This is a genomic window from Microcoleus sp. Pol8_D6 (genome assembly GCF_036700965.1).
Taxonomy (GTDB): domain Bacteria; phylum Cyanobacteriota; class Cyanobacteriia; order Cyanobacteriales; family Microcoleaceae; genus Microcoleus.
Window position 1 is genome coordinate 98,123 of record NZ_JAUBPW010000010.1, and the last position, 18,093, is coordinate 116,215.

Here is an 18,093-nt window from a genome sequence, read left to right on the forward strand (position 1 = left end):
GGCGAGTCCTATGCCCTATGAACACCTCATGTTACTGAGAAAGGCTATATATTGGAGAAGAATTATTGAGTCAATACAAAACATTTAATTAGGGTTTACCTGTATGTAACTCAAACCTAAAATCACCATCGCCGACCATTTTACCGACTTAGAATATCCAATAATTGAGCGAATGAAACATCATCAATTAATTAATTAATTAATTAATTAATTAATTAATTAATTGATATTATCACCCTATCAATTTGTGCCGTGATTTTTAGTGCTGATACATGGGTGGATATTGAAGTTACGGGCGAGCTAAATACGAATGGTTAAATAAAAGTTTAGAATCGCCGAATGGCATACCTTCGAATGACACAATTGCGCGAGGATTTTTTCGCCTAAAACCGGAAAAATTTCAGAAATATTTTTTGAGTTGGATTCAATTTATTAGTTGCTTCAATCCAGGAGAAGTAATCGCAATTGATGGCAAAACTCTTCGCCATTCTTACGATCGGGGAGGAGATAAAAAAGCAATTCATATGCTCAGAGGTTGGGCGACCAGTCAAAGATTAGTTTTAGGACAAGTTAACGTTGATAAAAAGTCTAATGAAATCACGGCTATTCCGGCTTTACTCAAAATATTAGAATTAAATGGAAGCATTGTCACTATTGATGCTATGGGCTGTCAAAGGTCAATTGTGAAGTTAATTGTCGAACAAGAAGGAGATTATGTAATCACCTTAAAAAAGAACCAACTCTCCCTGTATGCCAGAGTGGAAGAGTTGTTTAAAGAAGCAATTAGACAAGGATTTTGGGGATTTATACATACAGCTTATTCGACGAATAAAGAGAGTAACGAGGGTCGCTCAGACATCCGACATTACAACCATCTTAAGTGACATCAAAGAGCTGATTGACCCGACAATTAATGGGACAAACTTCACAGTATAGGCTTGATAGAATCCGTGAGAATTGTGAAGAAAAACAACTATTGAAACTCGTTATTACATTAATAATTTACCCAATAATGCTCAAAAACGGGGTGAATCAGTCCGCCGCCATTGGGGAATTGAAAATTATTTATGTTGTATTAGATGTGGGTTTCCGTGAAGATGATTGTCGGATAAGAAAAGATAATGCTCCGCAAAACTTTGCTATTATTAAACACATCTCACTCCATCCTTGGAATCAATAAAAAATCTCAAAAACTCGAGCGAAAAATAAGTGACTTGGAGCCGGGTGGGATGATGAATATTTGACTAAAATCCTCGCTGTTGCAGTTAACTAAATTCTCTCTCTAACTCATTACTAACTATTATACAACTTGTAAACAGTGGTTGTAATATTTTTATTGTCTCAAAATTAGCAGAAACGTAAAAACCACCATTAATCAGTTACTGTTTTCTTACTAAAGTCATTACAAAGCGTGTCTGTAGGTTCTAAGAATGGTGAATTTATCTCAAAATATACTCACCACTGATAAACAGTGTTCAATAAGATGCGTTCCCCCTGCTTCAAGTTCGGCTAATTTAGAGTCGAGCGCAATTTTAAAGTCGCGAATGCGCTGTTCCTGCCGGTTGTTGTCGGCGGTTAGCTGCTGCAATCCAACTACTTGTTGGTTGATGCGGGCGTTCCCGCTGTGATACGGTTTAAATAAATTTATTTTCTCCTCACTAAATAACCTTGCTGTCCGGTTTTAGCATCTTTTAAGGTGGAAAGCGTGGTTTCGAGTTCGGTTAAAACTTTGTGAGTGTGGCTCACCCAGCGTTCGTTTTCGACTAACTTAAGAGTATTGCGGTACAAAGTTGCCGCATTTAAAATTAGCAGCGCCACGGCCATTCCGATACCTGCGGTGATTTGGCGAGTCAGCGATTGTTTCAGGAAATACTCGGCACGCGATTCCTGCTTTTTCTTTTATTTTAGCTGGATTAAGACTACCCGAATTTTTGGCGCGGTCAGAGACGGCGACTAAAGCCTATAAATTTTAGGCTCAAATGTGCGATAGATCTTGTTTCTAGTTTAGCCTCGCTCCTACTCGCATCCCCCTTAAGTCGGAGATGGCATAAATCGCTCTCTTGCGTTTCGTGATTCACGCAGACACCAGACAATCTAGGATAGCCTACAAAGCTTAATTCGCCTTTTTTTGCATCGATTTTTGTATCGTTCGTGTTCCTTGGGCAGTTTCAAATTGCGGCGCAAAGAAAAGAGTTTTTACCTATTGACTAAAGTTGATTTTTGGGATATTATTTAGATAATGGGAGTGGTGACATAAATTTAAATCTTGCTAATATTACAATTATTAAATAATACATTATCAAAATAGCCAACTCAAGCTTTTTACCCAAAAAAAAGGCTAATTTTTAATATTTTATTAAAAAACATTTTGTTGGAGGCCGGGAGAAATTCACAGAGGGGATGACGCGGGTGAATAGTATCAGAAATCAGAAATGCGAGCGATCGGGTAACGGGGAAGAATTAATGAATTGAAATTAGTTGAACATCAGAATTATATCTTTTTGCGAGCGAGACGCTCGATCGCACTCGCAAAGAGAGACTCGCCCTGCACTGAGAAAAATATGCTTCCGAGTGCAGTGCCAAAACAATATAATTAGACCATCGCCGCCACTGCTTTCATCGCGAAAATGCGATAGATCGCATCTTCAACAACCTTATCCGGCGTAGAAGCACCCGAAGTTACGCCGACTACTATTTTACCATCCGGTAGCCAACCTTCAGTTACGATCAAATCTCCCCCCAAAGGCTTGTGTTCGATCCGATTTCCCGGTAAAATGCGCTCCGCACAATCAATGTGATAAGAAGGAACAGTTTTGTCGATCGCAATTTCCTGCAAATGCGTAGTGTTAGAAGAATTAAAACCCCCAATCACCAGCATCAAATCCAGCTTTTCCTCAACCAAACTCAACATAGCATCTTGCCGTTCCTGAGTCGCATCGCAGATAGTATTAAAACTCAGAAAATGCTCGCTCAAATTCTCCGGCCCGAACTTCCGCATCATCGTTTTTTCAAACAACTTGCCAATATTCTCCGTCTCAGTTTTGAGCATAGTAGTTTGGTTAGCAATACCAACGCTTTCCAAATCCACATCTGGGTCAAAACCAGCAGAATAAGCCTTGCTAAATTTAGCAAGAAACTCAGCGCGATTGCCCCCATGCAAGATATAATTGCTGACATATTCAGCTTCTTGCCAATTCAGGACAATCAAATACTTATCAGCAAAAGAACTCGTCGCTACAGTTTCCTCATGCTTATACTGACCGTGAATAATAGAAGTGTAATCCTTTTTTTTGTGCTTTTCAACAGTATTCCAAACCTTAGAAACCCAAGGACAAGTAGTATCAACAATCTTGCAGCCCTTATCATTAAGCAACTGCATTTCTTGGACACTGGCTCCAAAAGCAGGTAAAATTACCACATCGCCACTATCGACAACAGAAAAATCTTTCTGCCCTTTTTCAACAGCAATAAAACCAACTTCCATATCCCGCAAATGCTGATTGACAGACGGATTATGAATAATCTCATTAGTAATCCAAATCCGTTCCGAAGGGAAATGCTGGCGAGTCTCGTAAGCAATAGCTACAGCGCGTTCCACCCCCCAGCAAAACCCAAAAGCCTGAGCCAGCCGGATCGTAACTGCGCCGCGTTCCAGTCTGTAATTATTGTCACGAATTTGCTGGATCAGACTGCTTTGATAAGCCGTCTGCATCACCCCAGCTACCTCAGCTTCGTGTCCGAAACCCTTGCGGTGGTAGTTTTCCGACTGTTGGAGTGATCGTTTAAAAGCTTTAGTATCCATGCGGTATCGAGTAGAAATCTAGGTTAATTACCTTTGATTTTAGAATGCCGGGGGTGCGATCGCGATTATTGGCTCAGTAGCGAAGAGGGGATATGCTATTTATACGATCGACACATTGAATTGAGAGCCAAGAAAGAAGGAACGCGCCTTCGCGGTTCGTTAAAAAAAAACTTAAAAAAAGCCGAGAGACCCAGATAGCTGAGTCTCTGCACGATCGAACTTATTCACAAAATCAGCTTCAAACCTTCTTCGGCGAAAAAGGAGAACTCGATTCAAACGAACTGAAACCGCCGGCAAAATCCTCACCGTAAGCTTCTTCCCCATGCAGGCCGATATCCAAACCTTGGTCTTCAGCAGATGAGGGCACTCGCAGTTCCATAAACTGCCCCAAAATTTTCAGGATCACAAAAGTGCCGACAGCGGCAAAGACGTAAGTAGCTAGAACGCCTACAAACTGGGTCACGATTAGCCCCGGATTCCCGGCAAACAGACCGTCATTTCCGGCAGCGTTAACCGCTTTAGTCGCAAATAAGCCAGTCAGAATAGCGCCCACAGTTCCGCCTACGCCGTGAACCGGGAAGGTATCCAAAGAGTCGTCAAATCCCAGCTTAGCCCGCCAACTAACGGCAAAGAAGCAGCAAACCGAAGTAATCGATCCGATCAAAAGCGCTCCCACTGGAAGCACGAATCCAGCCGCGGGTGTGATGCCCACCAATCCCGCTAGGAAACCGCTAGCAATTCCCACTGCTGTCGGTTTGCCTCTGAGCACCCATTCCACAATTGTCCAAGTTAAACCGCCGGCTGCTGTTGAAATCATCGTGGTGACAAAAGCCACTGTTGCTAAAGAACCAGATCCCAAAGCGCTACCGCCGTTGAAGCCAAACCAGCCAAACCACAGCATCCCAATTCCCAGCAAGACGTAGGGTACGTTGTGGGGGGTGTGGGGCTTGTTCAAGTGGTCTTTGCGGGGCCCGATCATCCAAGCTGCGATAACGGCTGATACGCCCGAACTGATATGTACGACTGTGCCGCCGGCAAAGTCGAGAGCTCCCATCGCCCCCAGCCAGCCTTTACCCCAAACCCAGTGGGCTAAAGGAGAGTAGATGAAGGTAGACCACAGCAGCACGAACCAGAAATAGGTTTTAAATGTTACCCGTTCGACGATCGCCCCTGAAATCAAGGCTGGAGTGATGATGGCGAACATCATCTGATAGACCATGAAAACTTGGTGCGGTATTGTCGGTGCGTAGCCGATCGGATCTGGTTTGTCGGCCGTGACGTTGTTCAAGAACATCCAGTCGAAGCCGCCGATGAAGGTTTCAAACCCTTGGGCAAACCCTTTATCATTGAGGTTGCCGGGGGTGACATCAAAAGCCAAACTGTAACCCCACAGCGTCCAGGTTACGCCGATCAGTCCCATCATGACTAAGCTCATCATCATGGTGTTGAGGACGTTGCGCGATCGCACCAGTCCCCCGTAGAAAAACGCCAACCCCGGTGTCATCAGTAATACCAGTGCTGAGGAGATTAACATCCAGGCCGTATCGCCGCTGTTGATCGGATTCGGCGCCACCGCAGTAGCGGCACCAGCATCTTGAGCTAAGGCATTGCCTGTTAGCGGTACGCTTAACAGCCACAGTGCAATGATGCCGATCATTAAACTTTTTTTGATCACGTTAGTTGTACCTTTTCATACTCAGCAATTTTCCGGGAAGACCGAGCCGATTTTAGATGCGAGGATTTTAGATGCAATAGTTATTTGGTTTTAAGTCCCTGTTTTAGCGGAACAAATCTTCAATAGATAATTCCCCAATCCTCAACCTCCCGACTTCGTATAGCCGGACTCATCTAAATTAGTCAACCCTCAATCCAATGGTCTATGCCTTTTGGATTGCACCATTTGTACCAACAGTTATTCTGTATCACCCTATACTAAATAGCTAACTATCATATTTCTTAATCTATAAGTGGAGACTTGACATAGCTAGTGACCACAGAGTAGTCGGGGAGGGGGAGTTGAGGAGATGGCAAGAGTTTTGAGTTGGGGAGAGTGGGAGGAGGAGAGGGGGAGAGTTAGGGAGAATGTTACTTTATCCTTTATCTTTAAAACGGATGACTCATGACTCATTTTTCAATTGAATCTGATCGAACAGTTGCAGGGCCGATCGCCAAACCAGATAACCTTGATCGTTAAGGTGCAAGCCGTCTGTGCTGAGTTCAGTTGGCAAATTCCCGTCAGCATCCGCAAACAGCGGGTACAAATCCAGATACAAAACATTTTCCGAACTAGCAATTTCTTTCAGCCGTCGATTTATTGCCCTAATCCGACTGTTAGGAATCGCCAACAGGCGATCGCGATTTTCCCAAGTAGCTTGTTCCCCGCTGTGGGGCAAAATCGACTGCACAACCACTTGTGCTTTGGGGTGAGCCCACCGCAAATCGCGAATAATCTGCCGCTGGTTGTCCAAAATCCCTTCGTCGGTGCTTCCCCGTAACAAATCGTTAATCCCAATCATTACAAACACAGTATCCGGGGCAGTTCTATCGAACAACTGCAACCGCTTCAGCAAACCTAGGGAAGTCTCCCCCGAAATCCCTTGATTGAGCCAAATTCGATCGACTGGTAACAGCTTAGTCGGGAACCACATACTTAGAGAATCCCCAGCCAAAACACTCAGTCTTGAGGGTCGATTCGCCGCCGCCGCCTCAGCTTCGCGACCCAACTGCGTCACCCACTGCTGGTAAGTCCATTTATGTCGCGGTCCTGGAACGGGCACGTCTAGCACTGCCTTTGCAGAGATCACTGGTTGGCCCATTTGTTCCTGGGCCGCTTCTGCCGTCACCGCATCATTCGCCTGGAAGCTTTCTGTCAAGTTGTGTCCCCGCAGCAGTAGTTGAGCGACTGTAAGTATCAGTACCCCGTTCGTCACCAAAGATAGCAAAGCCCAAACCGGAACAGCTTTCGATCTGCTAACTTCCATCCCTAAGAGGGATTTATGAGTTCTACTTCTGCTACCTCCTCCAAACTTCTCCATAAACTCAAGCTATTTGCAGGCCTCACACCGAATAATTTGCACTGATTGCTGCATCAAATTTTACCGCTCAATTAAAGCCTCAATTCTTGTAATAATCAAGCACTGTGCTGTGTTGGGCAAGGGCGGCGATGCAGAACTTTGCTTTTTCGGACTACTTTACCATAAAAAATCTGCCTACCAAACTTTCTGGCACCGGAATCGGATTTGTCAAAGCCGCTGCTGTGCACAAAAATATATCTAAAACTTACCGAAATTACCCATTTCTGATGCTAAAATCCAAAAATGAAAAAATTAACCATAACTGAAGCAGCCAAAATTAAAGGTGTGAGTGCTTCCACCTTACGCAGGTGGGAAGCCGAAGGCAAGCTAATACCGGAACGCACCGCTAACGGTCACAGACGCTATGACCTAGCTCATCTTCTGGGCTTAAAACGCGAGGGCGCTTTAACCGTTGCTTACGCTCGGGTTAGCAGTCACAACCAAAAAGATGATTTAGACAGACAAAAACAAGTTTTGGAATTGTTTTGTGCATCTCAGGGGTGGCAATTCCAAATCATTGAGGATATAGGTTCTGGGGTTAATTACAGTAAGGGGGGTTTACAACATCTAATTCGGGCGATCGCAGACAATCAAGTAGAAAGGTTGGTATTAACTCACAAAGACAGACTGCTGAGATTTGGTTCTGAACTAATTTTTAATTTGTGCGAACACTTTGGGACAGAGGTAGTGATTATAAATCAAAGCGAAAATACTAGCTGTGACGATGATTTAGCTAAAGATATACTAGAAATAATCACTGTTGTCTCCGCCCGCCTTAATGGCAGCGGGAATCCCAAGAACAAGCGCATAGTTGAAGAACTTAAAGCAATTGCCGGTAAACTATAATCAATACACCAGCTTGCAAAGTTCGTTAGTTACAGATTCTCAATTACCAATTACCGACGCACATCTCATGCAATCGGAAACTACTATATGTAAGGCTTTGCATAATAGCGGCATGATTTTGATTTTTTTGTCAGATGGGATCTGGTAGCCCAAAGGCGTGTATTTTCACAGCAAGCGGGACACCCCACAATAATCATCATCAAATTGTGCAACGCCATATGTCAGCCATTAAAGGTCAACTAAACATAAAATTATGCCCGCGTTCGCATGGAAGATTGAAACGCGAGCACAACGATAGACAGCCTTGACACTCCCCTGGCTGAAGCCAAGGGGATTCTTAATTTAGCGACTGACCTTAAAATGTTCTGTCAAGAGCGGCAATTCTTAAACCGTTCAACCGTGGGGATACCACCAATTGACGAGCCTAACTCGGAAACATCCCAGCGGATCTATCTCCAAAAGCGTACTAGGATATTTCCCGCTTTGTTAGGGTATGCCCTACCCTACTTAACAATTCCCAGTAAAAAAGTTTGTGTTTGCTGGATTGAAACCTACATTTTCGGTTTCGACTGTTTATAGTGTTTTCGCAGCACTTTGTCCGCCAGTTTATACCTAAAAGTGTGTCTCATGTCCCGTTTCACTTCGGGCAAGGGAGTTTAACCCTGACTGTTTGAGTTTACCATACTGTCCCGTCATGTCCAAAACTTTTCACGAAAGTTTTTTGAATTGAAAAGATGAGATTTTAGATTCAGGACTGGGGTAAAGAGAGCAGGCAGGATAAATCCTACAACGCCCTTTCATCCCCGGACTCAAGTCACGGGGTTTTCAGGGTATTCCTTATAAGTAGGCGGATTTCAGATTGTGGTTTTTCTGAATAAAGGCGTGAATTAGCTGATAAATAGCTAATGTAGGACACGAAAGCTGAATTGGTCGATCTCTTTGCACGCTCTAGAGTTTGGTAGTCCTCCCCCCAGAAGCCCCACCATAACCGCCGTAGCTGGTCTCACTTCTGTTATCTAAGCTCGTTTCCTTCACAAACCCAGTGTAAGCTTCCATCCCGTGTTCGCCGATATCCAAACCTTCAGCCTCCTCTAAAGCAGAAACGCGGATACCCAGCAAAGCTTTGAGTGCCAGCCAAAAAATCGTACTCAGCAGCACGGTCATCCCACCTACAGAGATAATGCCGACCAACTGCGCCCAGAGTTGACCGAAACCTCCGCCCACAAGCAATCCGGCTGCCGGGCCTGCGGTATAGATTCCCGTTCCAGGCCCGTCAGCAAACAAGCCTACTGCCAGAGTTCCCCAGATGCCACAGACTAAGTGAACTGAAGTTGCCCCTACAGGGTCGTCAATTTTCAAGTTGTCGAAGAAAGTTACGGCGAAAACTACCAGGATGCCCGCGATCGTGCCGATAATGGCAGAGTTGGGCACGTTGATCCAAGCACAGCTCGCTGTTACCCCGACTAAGCCGGCGAGGATGCCGTTGATAATCATGGAAAGGTCGGGTTTGCCAAGGTAGAGCCAAGCAGTAATGGTTGCAGCAATTCCCCCGAAGGCGCCGCCGGTGTTGGTGGTGATCGCAATGTGGGCGATCGCATTTGGATCGACTGCCATTGTCGAACCGGGATTAAACCCGAACCAACCCAACCACAAAATCAAACAGCCTAGGGTGGCAATGCTCATATTGTGCCCCGGCATCGCCACAGTATCGCCGTCGCGGTACTTGCCGATCCGCGGCCCCAACAATGCCGCTCCCATCAAAGCAGCCCAACCGCCTACCGAGTGAACCACTGTCGAACCGGCAAAATCCCAGAAGCCTGAGTCTGCCAGCCAGCCTCCGCCCCAAATCCAGTGTCCGGTAATTGGGTAAGCAATGCCTACTAACAGCAAGCTGAAAATTAAGAATTCAAGGAATTTAATTCGCTCTGCAACGGCTCCCGAAACGATCGTGGCAGCAGTTCCCGCAAAAACTAATTGGAAAAAGAATTTAGCGTTAAGAGGCACTCCCGTCCAGTTTAATGCGCTGAAAATGCCTTGATAAGCGTCTCCTGTGGCGGGGCTGTTGTCAGCTACGTTCCACAGGAAAAATCCGCCACTGGTGCCGATAAAACCGTTGCCGTCGCTGAACATTAAGGCAAAGCCGATCGCCCAATATGCGATCGTAGAAAGCGCAAAAACAATCAAGTTTTTGGACAGCACGTTAACCGCATTTTTTTGGCGACAAAACCCGGTTTCCAACATACCGAAACCGGCGTTCATAAAGAACACTACCATCCCAGCCACCATGACCCACATGGTATCCATGCCCACCTTAAGGCTGGCTAATTGTTCCTCGGTGGTTGGCGTGGCAGGGGTTTGGGCTACCGCCGCATATCCCCACACCAAGACGATGATTGCAGCTAAAGGTATGCAGGCTTGCCAACTTGGAGTGAGGCGGGCGATCGCCCGTGGTAACTTCTTCAACCTGTTGACTTTCGTAAAAAATTTAGCTGCTGGCAAATTTAAAGCCTCTCGCCTGACTTGTTTCGACTTTTTCTTTCCGACAGTCATTTTAATCACTTTTACCCTCTTTACGGCTAGTAAGCTCAGCAATATTCGGAAAACTTTCCAATCTTACTACAAAAGTTTATGGATTATTTGTTGAGATTGAGATAGTTATGATAGCCTAGCTCTTCTAGTTGATTTTGTTTTTTCAGTACAGATTCGGACAAAGTTTTGCGGTAATGCAAAACTCGCTCTAGCAATTCTGGCTGATGAGCTGCCAGTATCTGAACTGCCAGCAAGCCAGCATTCTTAGCGTTGCCGATCCCCACTGTTGCTACGGGTATCCCGGCTGGCATTTGCACGATCGAGTACAGCGAATCTACCCCTTGCAGGTGGCGGCTCGGTACAGGCACCCCAATTACGGGCAAGGGGGTTAAAGATGCTACCATACCCGGAAGGTGCGCCGCTCCCCCTGCTCCTGCGATAATGACTTTCAAGCCTCGTTGGTGCGCGGTTTGGGCGTATTCCACCATGCGCTCAGGGGTGCGGTGCGCCGAGACGATCGCCACGGAGCAAGCAACACTGAATTCTTCGCAAACTGCGATCGCATCTTTCATTGTTGGCAAATCCGAATCGCTACCCATGATAATTCCAACTGTCGCTTGATTCATAAAATTTTCAGATTTGAGATTTCAGATAAATGCTAATTTTAAATGATTGCGTTAACTCATAATTTAGATATTTTGTACCAAAACTGATCCTTCAAAGCAATTTTGCCACAAGCCCCCCTCTGAGCAGCCCTGGAGCCAGCAAAAAGCAAAAAGCTCCCCATCCTCATCGCCAGCCACCGGATTTATCCGTAGCGAATATTAAATCTAAAATCTAAAATCTAAAATCTAAAATCGGATGACTGAAGCCACAACCCCAACTGCCACACCCACAGATATTCTCAATGCTCGCCTCCCCGGTTGCAAGGATTTGCAGATGCTTGCTGTTGACGAAACGGGAATCATTCAAGAAGTTTTGCCGATGGACGCCGTATTTAAACGGATTTGTCCTCCCCATTTGCACGTGCTTGATGTAGCAGGCGATTGGCTTTCTCTGGGCGGTGTTGACTTGCAGATTAACGGGGCCCTCGGTTTTGCTTTTCCCGATTTAGAAAGCAAGCATCTTGAAATTTTGCCTAAAATTTGTCAATTTTTGTGGAATCAAGGAGTGGATGCTTTTTTGCCGACTTTGGTGACAACTTCGGTGGATAAGTTTAGGCGATCGCTCTCGACTATAGCTGATTATATCCGCACTGTACAAACTACTGTTGCCACAACCAATAAAGCCAAAACAGCGGAAATTATCGGCGTTCACCTCGAAGGCCCTTTTCTCAACCCCCAGAAGCGAGGCGCTCACCCAGTTGAGTTTTTGCTACCGCTAACTATAGAAAATGTCAAGCAAGTTTTAGGAGATTGTGCCGATATTGTCAAAATAATTACTTTAGCGCCGGAGTTAGACAGCACTGGTGAAGTCATTTCCTATTTGCAAAGTTTGGGAATTTCCGTCAGTCTTGGACACTCCCAAGCGACGGCAGAGCAAGCTAAACAAGCATTTGAGCGGGGAGCTTCAATGGTAACTCACGCTTTTAATGCGATGCCGAGTTTGCACCACCGAGAACCGGGTTTGTTGGGAGCGGCGATTGTTTATCCGGGCGTAAAATGCGGTTTAATTGCTGACGGGAAGCACGTTTCTCCGACAATGATTGATTTTTTGCTACGCGCTGGTAGGTATCAAAAAGGCGTTTTTTTAGTGAGCGATGCTTTGGCTCCCTTGGGTTTGCCTGACGGTGTTTATCCTTGGGATTCTCGACAAATTGAAGTCAGAAAAGGTACAGCTTGGGTAAGATTAGATTATCACTCGGCCCTGGAATGTGCTACTTTGGCAGGTACTACTCTGCCGCTGTTGGCGGGAGTTCAGAATTTGGTGGAGTGGGGAATTTGCGATGCCGAAAGTGCGATCGCCTTGGCAACTGAATCTCCGAGAAGGGCGATCGGAATTTCGGGAATTATTGGCAAATCGGCAAGTCAATTGTTGCGCTGGAATTTAAATGCTGCGACAAAGCAATTGACTTGGCATCGGTTATTTTAACCTGTTATACCATTTTAAATTAAAGAATTTAAGAAGTGGGAATGTGCGAACTGGTATTACCCGATCGATTTGAGATTTTAGATGTGCCGTTTTCATCTAAAATCTCAAATCGCCAATCTAAAATCGGTTGTTGCAAGTTGCACATTTTCCGAACCGGATTGCTATATAATATCTAACCGTTGGCAATAAATCAGCAGCAGGCAGATCGATGAATTTGGTAGACGACAAGACTATAGTTAGACAGTATTTTAACTCGACGGGATTCGATCGCTGGCAGCGAATTTACGGCGAGGGCAAAGTCAATAAAGTTCAGCTAGACATCCGCACCGGGCACCAGAAAACGGTGGATACAGTGATCGAATGGCTACAAGCTGACGGAAATTTGCGCGGGCTGTGTGTCTGCGATGCCGGTTGCGGTGTAGGCTCTCTGAGCATTCCTCTGGCTGATGCTGGGGCAATTGTTTGCGCTAGTGATATCTCTGAAAAGATGGTAGCAGAAGCTTACGATCGCTCAACAGCAGTTCCCGGCAAGCTCTACAACATCTCCTTCGCCGCCCAAGATTTGGAAGCTTTAACCGGTAAATTCCACACAGTGATTTGTTTGGATGTGCTAATCCACTATCCTCAAAATAAGGCAGCAGAAATGATCGCACACCTAAGTTCGATCGCCGAATCTCGACTAATTCTTAGTTTTGCACCCAAAACCTTAGCACTCACCGCCCTCAAAAAAATTGGTGAACTTTTCCCTGGCCCGAGCAAAACTACCCGGGCTTACCAGCACCGCGAAGCTGATATTATCAAAATCCTAGAAAACAATGGTTTTGTTATTAACAGAACAGCGATGACTAGCACTAGCTTTTACTATTCTCGCTTGTTGGAAGCTGTGCGGAAATAGGTTAAAAATATCTACAATAAAGCTAATTTCTCATCAGCCTAGGGTGCGCCTAGCGCACCTTCCCTTACCAAATTTAGGCAAGTGAATTTCCCTACTCTGCGATTGCTTCGCTCCCGCTGGCAATGACAAAGACGGCACGCAGCGCGCACCTTCGATATCAACAATTAGATGTTTTTTCCTCTTCCTTCTTCCTTCTTCCTTCGGACTGACATCTGTTACATCCCGTACATTGCTCGTTGCCGAACTTCCTTCTTCCCAATTCAATAAATATTATGTCAACGCTAATTTTAATTCGTATTTTTATAGCAGTCGCAGCGGTATTCGGAGGTTTATCCGTTGCAGGCGGTGCTTTCGCCTCCCACGCTTTGAAAAATCAATTGAGCGATCGAGCTTTAACCATTTTTGAGACCGGCGCCCGATATCAAATGTACCATGCCCTGGCTCTATTACTCGTCGCTTTACTCTTGAGCCGCGCCCAAGAGTCTCAAACCTTTTTTGCAGTCGCTGGATGGGCTTTTATTGCCGGCACTATCATATTTTCAGGCAGTTTGTACGCCCTAAGTTTGAGCGACATCAAATGGCTGGGTGCAATTACGCCACTGGGGGGAGTTGCTTTTATTGTTGGTTGGGGATGTTTGGCAGTCGCAGCTTGGAGTTTTAAATAGAGATGGGCAATTCCCAATGCCAAATCACTCCGCGAGAGTTCCGCTTTTTGACCCCATGCCCTATGCTCTATGCCCAATACCCTAATTATCAAACACATCCCTGGAAAACATCTCTGTCAAAGTACGCAAGTAAGGTACAAATACCGTTAAATCTTCAGCAGGAAGCCGCTCGCATATTTCCCAAAATAAAATTAGCAGCATATCCTGCACTAACTCCCAACTTACATGAAGTTTCGGGTACAACATCACGCAAATTGGAAACAATTCTTGCTGTACCGGGTGAATGCTACCTTCCAAAACGCACCAGCACAAATAGCTTTGAAAAATCTCGACATCCCGGATACCAGAAATTTTTATCTCGCGATCGCTCAAATACCCGCTGCTGCTGCGGTATCCTTGATGCTGAGCACTAGCTCGATCGTACACTGCACTAGCAATCTGAGTCGTGTGCTGCAATAAATGCTGAACGGCTAATAGAGCTCTTGAATTCGGGGGCTGATTCGCCGCAGCCTCGTTAATCTCTCCGTAGGGAATGTGCAGGTAGTCGTCTACAACTTTTAAGTAGGGTGCAAATTCCGCTCGCTCTGACTCTGAAAGACATCCTAACAAGATTTTGCTAGTGTATTGAAACTCCATTGTCACAAATCCCAGCACTAACGGATCAGTCTTTGAATATTTTCGCCTCACTTTGATAATATCTTTTCCCACCAGGACTGATAAGCGGAAAACAGGTTCTCTATCTGCATAAGCGTCTATTGCTTTCTTATATAAGGTGCGAGAATCAGCGGCCATTTCTAAAGAATTAATTAAACTTGGATCGATCGCGTGCCGCTCTATTTGTTTTCCTAAAAGAGCTTCTACTCTACTCCAAGCTATCTCGCTGGCTAATTTCAGGGTATCTGTCAATTTGTCAACTATTGGGGCTCTATTTCCCTCAAAATTAGTTAAATCGAGGCTTGGGAGAATTTGGCGTGGCGCTTGGTTCTCTCGTGCGGCAACTGTACTGTAATATTTTTTTGCCCAGCTAACTGCGAAGGAAGAAACGCTGACACCTTTAGTTTTTGGGAGTTTGTCAGTGTCCGATCCGATAATACCTTGGGACGCCTGACTTGCGCCCTGTTGAAGTTGGTCGGCTGCTGGTAAAGATTTTGAAGATATTTGTGAAATACCCGTCATGATAAACCTCGTTTTTTTATTAAGTCGCACCCGATGAATTCCCCTAATTTTTAACGTTGTTAACTACAATTTTCTGCATTTGTACGTTGACAGTCATCAGCCATTACGCTTAAAGCTATAAGCCATTTCGCTCGACTGCCTGCATCTTTTATAAGTTGCACGTTAATAACGTTATTTATTGTGCGATCGATCACCATCATTCTGTGATCGCGATCCTAATTTATTTTTTTGACCTATAAAGAGGACTGGAAATAAATTTAATTTGTCTTAAAATCTAATAATTAAAGTCAAGTCTGCCTCAAAAAAACTGCTTGAAATACTTTATCTTTGTTGTGGAGCGCTTTGGTTTATCGCCGTAATTTCTTAATTAAGCTAGCCTACAGCACGATCTAGCGATGACTTTGGTTAATTTATTTCTATAGGTCAATTAGAAATGTATTTTGAGCCTGACGATTGTTATGAAACCCCAACAAATTTAACGCTCGGTTTTTCTAAATAAAAAATTAAATTTGAGATGAGAATCAGATTTATGTGCATTTAGTTAATGCCATTGCCAGGGCAGTTTTTTGTGATCAGTTGTTTAGCTTCCCCGTGAAGCGAAGCTATCCCGTAGGGAATCGCCCGCAATTGATCGTCGTCCATTCGATCGACCACCTACCCTTAAAAACCGGAATTAGCGAGTGACTCGCCCGGTAGCGGGCACATTTTGCCAAATCCGGCGGGTTCGAGTCCTTTGTCGGAGGCGAAAACCTGTCCCGACAACGAGAGGATTAGGTTGATGCGGGCCCCACCGGCGATCAATCCTCACAAACAGCACGGCCAGTACGTCTTTAAGGCTATGGCTTCGGGTAGGATTAGTAGGACGAGAGGAAGTGGATAAAATGAGCGCTAGCAGCAATTCAACTGAAATTAAGTTTGGAACCGATGGGTGGCGAGGACTGATTGCCCATGACTTTACCTTTGCCAACGTGCGAAAAGTCACCCGGGCGATCGCCAGTTACCTAGAAACCGCTTACACCAAAGACCGCCCAGTTCTAGTCTCCTACGATACCCGCTTTCTGGCAGACGAGTTCGCCCGCACCTCGGCGGAAGTATTGGCAGATTTGGGATGGACTGTGAAAGTGGTCGATCGAGATTGCCCCACACCAGTCATCGCCTACAGCGCCAAGCATCTCAACTCCGCAGGAGCCCTGATGTTCACGGCTTCGCACAATCCCGCACCTTACTGCGGCATCAAATACATCCCCGACTACGCGGGCCCGGCCACCCCGGAAATTACTGATACAATTGTGGCAAATATTGCTGGTGCTTCTGATGCCCCAGCCAAAGGCAGCCACAACGATAAAATCTCCACTTTTGACCCGAAACCCGAATATCTGAAGTTTCTTTATACTTTGATCGATGTGGAGCGGATTCGCTCTGCTAAGTTGAAGGTGAAGTACGACGCTCTCTACTCGACTTCTCGCGGCTATCTCGACGGCGTTTTGGAACACTGCGGCTGCGAGGTCGAAAGTTTTCATACCTACCGCGACGTGCTGTTTGGTGGCGGAATGCCGGAACCCAAGGGCGAACAGTTAGTCGAGTTGGTGGAAGCTGTTAAGAAGGATTCGGCGGATTTGGGTTTAGCTACCGATGGCGACAGCGATCGCTTTGGTATTGTTGACGAGTTGGGTAATGTCTTGACTCCAAATACTGTACTATTGCTGTTGGCGCGTCACTTGGTTAAGAATAAAGGATTGACTGGGGCGATCGTCCGTACAGTCGCAACTACCCACTTGCTGGACAATTTGGCCGCCAAGTACGGTTTAACAATCTACGAAACCGCAGTCGGTTTTAAATACATCGGCGAAAAAATGCGGGAAACTGCGGTGCTCATCGGTGGCGAAGAATCTGGCGGTTTGAGCGTTTTGGGTCACATTCCCGAAAAAGACGGGATTTTGGCTGATATGCTAGTTGCTGAGGCGATCGCCTATGAAGGCAAACCGCTTTCTCAGCTAGTCGAAGAAGCCATTAAAGAAGCCGACGGCCCCCTGTACAACAAACGTTTGGACTTGCACCTAGAAGAAGCCCACAAAGCAGCCGTTTTGGAATCTTTTACCAAGAATCCCCCCACAGAAGTAGCAGGTATCGGCGTTAAGGAAATCGGCCGCAAAGACGGAATTAAACTTTATCTTGAAGACGGTGGCTGGGTACTGCTGCGGCCTTCGGGAACCGAACCCTTGATGCGCGTTTACATGGAAACCAATTCTGTGGAAAAAGAAAGCCAAGTTGCCCAACACATGGAAAAGGTAATTTCCCAGTTAGAACCTGTTTAAATTTCTACCTATTCCAACGGGGGTTTTTCCCCTAGCGCTTGGGATTGTGAGGTGCGCTTGGCGCACCTTACGTATTTTTGATAACTGCTGGGTCAGTTATATATTTGCAATACACTTGGATTGGTTTAAGTTTGGGAAGTGTCAATTTGTTTATGTTTGTTTAATTTTTAATTAATTAAAAAAATCCTCTCTTTTTCCGCATCTACTTGACTTTTCCCCTAATTGTATTGTAGAGTATTATATAATGGGATGTTTGCAAAAATAAAAATTTTACACGTATTTAAATTATAAAACAAGTATACAATTTAAATTATTAGCCTGTCAATCGGTTTATGAAAACAATTCCTCTGCTCGCCATTAGTTTTTTAGTAGCAATTTTAGTAAGCGCGATCGGCATTATTTCAGTGCAGAATGCTGCCCCCGTATCCTTAAACTTTATCTTTTTTCAATCGATACAAATGCCCGTAGGAGTAGTATTGGCAATGAGCCTGAGTGCAGGACTTATCGGAGGTGCGCTACTGCAACCGCTGTGGAACCTTTCAGATTCCCAAAACTCGCGTCCTAAATTTCAGGCAAATCCAGAAGAATCCGACACCGTACAATATTAAATAGATTTGATCCCTTAAGCTGTTGTGCATTTAAAACGCATATTGTATTATACAATATAACCATATTTATGAAAAGTCAATGCCGAGTAAAA

The 18,093-nt window shown here is 45.2% G+C and carries 15 protein-coding genes and 1 pseudogene; 7 read left to right on the top strand and 9 right to left on the bottom strand.

Translation table 11 applies throughout. The annotated features are described in order from the left end of the window. Positions 1-219 precede the first annotated feature (219 nt). A pseudogene (locus tag QUA10_RS06750) lies at positions 220-1,273 on the top strand (ISAs1 family transposase); the annotation flags it as partial. 171 nt (positions 1,274-1,444) lie between these two features. Here the strand turns inward: QUA10_RS06750 and QUA10_RS06755 are convergent. The 5 genes from QUA10_RS06755 to QUA10_RS06775 form a co-directional block, all read right to left on the bottom strand. Continuing rightward, positions 1,445-1,588 carry a hypothetical protein gene (locus QUA10_RS06755; protein WP_333081717.1) on the bottom strand — a complete coding sequence of 48 codons (144 nt, stop codon included), beginning with the start codon at positions 1,586-1,588 and terminating at the stop codon, positions 1,445-1,447. Between the two features lie 56 nt (positions 1,589-1,644). Beyond that, the gene (locus QUA10_RS06760) at positions 1,645-1,818 is read right to left on the bottom strand and encodes a CHASE3 domain-containing protein (protein WP_333081716.1); all 174 of its coding nucleotides are present in this window, start codon (positions 1,816-1,818) and stop codon (positions 1,645-1,647) included. A gap of 775 nt (positions 1,819-2,593) precedes the next feature. Continuing rightward, positions 2,594-3,802 (bottom strand): 4-hydroxy-3-methylbut-2-enyl diphosphate reductase, encoded by a 1,209-nt coding sequence (locus tag QUA10_RS06765; protein WP_333081715.1) that lies wholly within the window; start codon positions 3,800-3,802, stop codon positions 2,594-2,596. Positions 3,803-4,040: 238 nt separating this feature from the next. Then, positions 4,041-5,477 (bottom strand): ammonium transporter, encoded by a 1,437-nt coding sequence (locus QUA10_RS06770; RefSeq protein ID WP_333086209.1) that lies wholly within the window; start codon positions 5,475-5,477, stop codon positions 4,041-4,043. Positions 5,478-5,919: 442 nt separating this feature from the next. Beyond that, entirely contained in the window at positions 5,920-6,783 is an 864-nt protein-coding gene (locus QUA10_RS06775) for an SGNH/GDSL hydrolase family protein (RefSeq protein ID WP_333086210.1), read from the bottom strand. Positions 6,784-7,119: 336 nt separating this feature from the next. On the opposite strand from QUA10_RS06775, the gene QUA10_RS06780 reads away from it, so the two are divergent. Beyond that, the gene (locus QUA10_RS06780; protein WP_333081712.1) at positions 7,120-7,722 is read left to right on the top strand and encodes an IS607 family transposase; all 603 of its coding nucleotides are present in this window, start codon (positions 7,120-7,122) and stop codon (positions 7,720-7,722) included. Positions 7,723-8,670: 948 nt separating this feature from the next. Here QUA10_RS06780 and QUA10_RS06785 read toward each other — a convergent pair. Both QUA10_RS06785 and purE read right to left on the bottom strand, forming a co-directional pair. Then, entirely contained in the window at positions 8,671-10,272 is a 1,602-nt protein-coding gene (locus tag QUA10_RS06785) for an ammonium transporter (protein WP_333081710.1), read from the bottom strand. 83 nt (positions 10,273-10,355) lie between these two features. After that, positions 10,356-10,877 carry a 5-(carboxyamino)imidazole ribonucleotide mutase gene (gene purE / locus QUA10_RS06790; RefSeq protein WP_333081709.1) on the bottom strand — a complete coding sequence of 174 codons (522 nt, stop codon included), beginning with the start codon at positions 10,875-10,877 and terminating at the stop codon, positions 10,356-10,358. 235 nt (positions 10,878-11,112) lie between these two features. On the opposite strand from purE, the gene nagA reads away from it, so the two are divergent. Both nagA and bchM read left to right on the top strand, forming a co-directional pair. Continuing rightward, positions 11,113-12,342 (top strand): N-acetylglucosamine-6-phosphate deacetylase, encoded by a 1,230-nt coding sequence (nagA, locus tag QUA10_RS06795; protein ID WP_333081707.1) that lies wholly within the window; start codon positions 11,113-11,115, stop codon positions 12,340-12,342. 208 nt (positions 12,343-12,550) lie between these two features. Continuing rightward, entirely contained in the window at positions 12,551-13,237 is a 687-nt protein-coding gene (gene bchM / locus QUA10_RS06800) for a magnesium protoporphyrin IX methyltransferase (RefSeq protein ID WP_333081706.1), read from the top strand. 33 nt (positions 13,238-13,270) lie between these two features. Here bchM and QUA10_RS06805 read toward each other — a convergent pair whose 3' ends face one another. After that, positions 13,271-13,501: a hypothetical protein gene (locus QUA10_RS06805; RefSeq protein WP_333081704.1), complete on the bottom strand. Its 231-nt coding sequence runs from the start codon at positions 13,499-13,501 to the stop codon at positions 13,271-13,273. An 8-nt stretch (positions 13,502-13,509) separates the two neighbouring features. Here QUA10_RS06805 and QUA10_RS06810 point away from each other — a divergent pair, with 8 nt between their 5' ends. Next, positions 13,510-13,902, top strand: a complete 393-nt coding sequence (locus tag QUA10_RS06810) for a DUF423 domain-containing protein (RefSeq protein ID WP_333081702.1) — start codon at positions 13,510-13,512, stop codon at positions 13,900-13,902. Positions 13,903-13,983: 81 nt separating this feature from the next. Here the strand turns inward: QUA10_RS06810 and QUA10_RS06815 are convergent, their stop codons facing one another. Beyond that, the gene (locus QUA10_RS06815; RefSeq protein WP_333081699.1) at positions 13,984-15,078 is read right to left on the bottom strand and encodes a hypothetical protein; all 1,095 of its coding nucleotides are present in this window, start codon (positions 15,076-15,078) and stop codon (positions 13,984-13,986) included. 881 nt (positions 15,079-15,959) lie between these two features. On the opposite strand from QUA10_RS06815, the gene QUA10_RS06820 reads away from it, so the two are divergent. Together QUA10_RS06820 and QUA10_RS06825 are read left to right on the top strand one after the other, a co-directional pair. Then, positions 15,960-17,393 (top strand): phosphoglucomutase/phosphomannomutase family protein, encoded by a 1,434-nt coding sequence (locus QUA10_RS06820; protein ID WP_333081697.1) that lies wholly within the window; start codon positions 15,960-15,962, stop codon positions 17,391-17,393. Positions 17,394-17,725: 332 nt separating this feature from the next. Then, positions 17,726-18,001 (top strand): LapA family protein, encoded by a 276-nt coding sequence (locus QUA10_RS06825; RefSeq protein WP_333081696.1) that lies wholly within the window; start codon positions 17,726-17,728, stop codon positions 17,999-18,001. Positions 18,002-18,093: the final 92 nt, after the last annotated feature.

What these genes read in the sequence shown, in the direction of transcription:
- QUA10_RS06765 (WP_333081715.1), bottom strand. Translation starts at nt 3,802, where the DNA reads ATGGATACTAAAGCTTTTAAACGATCACTCCAACAGTCGGAAAACTAC.
- QUA10_RS06775 (WP_333086210.1), bottom strand. Translation starts at nt 6,783, where the DNA reads ATGGAAGTTAGCAGATCGAAAGCTGTTCCGGTTTGGGCTTTGCTATCT.
- QUA10_RS06780 (WP_333081712.1), top strand. Translation starts at nt 7,120, where the DNA reads ATGAAAAAATTAACCATAACTGAAGCAGCCAAAATTAAAGGTGTGAGT.
- QUA10_RS06785 (WP_333081710.1), bottom strand. Translation starts at nt 10,272, where the DNA reads ATGACTGTCGGAAAGAAAAAGTCGAAACAAGTCAGGCGAGAGGCTTTA.
- purE (WP_333081709.1), bottom strand. Translation starts at nt 10,877, where the DNA reads ATGAATCAAGCGACAGTTGGAATTATCATGGGTAGCGATTCGGATTTG.
- nagA (WP_333081707.1), top strand. Translation starts at nt 11,113, where the DNA reads ATGACTGAAGCCACAACCCCAACTGCCACACCCACAGATATTCTCAAT.
- bchM (WP_333081706.1), top strand. Translation starts at nt 12,551, where the DNA reads ATGAATTTGGTAGACGACAAGACTATAGTTAGACAGTATTTTAACTCG.
- QUA10_RS06810 (WP_333081702.1), top strand. Translation starts at nt 13,510, where the DNA reads ATGTCAACGCTAATTTTAATTCGTATTTTTATAGCAGTCGCAGCGGTA.
- QUA10_RS06815 (WP_333081699.1), bottom strand. Translation starts at nt 15,078, where the DNA reads ATGACGGGTATTTCACAAATATCTTCAAAATCTTTACCAGCAGCCGAC.
- QUA10_RS06820 (WP_333081697.1), top strand. Translation starts at nt 15,960, where the DNA reads ATGAGCGCTAGCAGCAATTCAACTGAAATTAAGTTTGGAACCGATGGG.
- QUA10_RS06825 (WP_333081696.1), top strand. Translation starts at nt 17,726, where the DNA reads ATGAAAACAATTCCTCTGCTCGCCATTAGTTTTTTAGTAGCAATTTTA.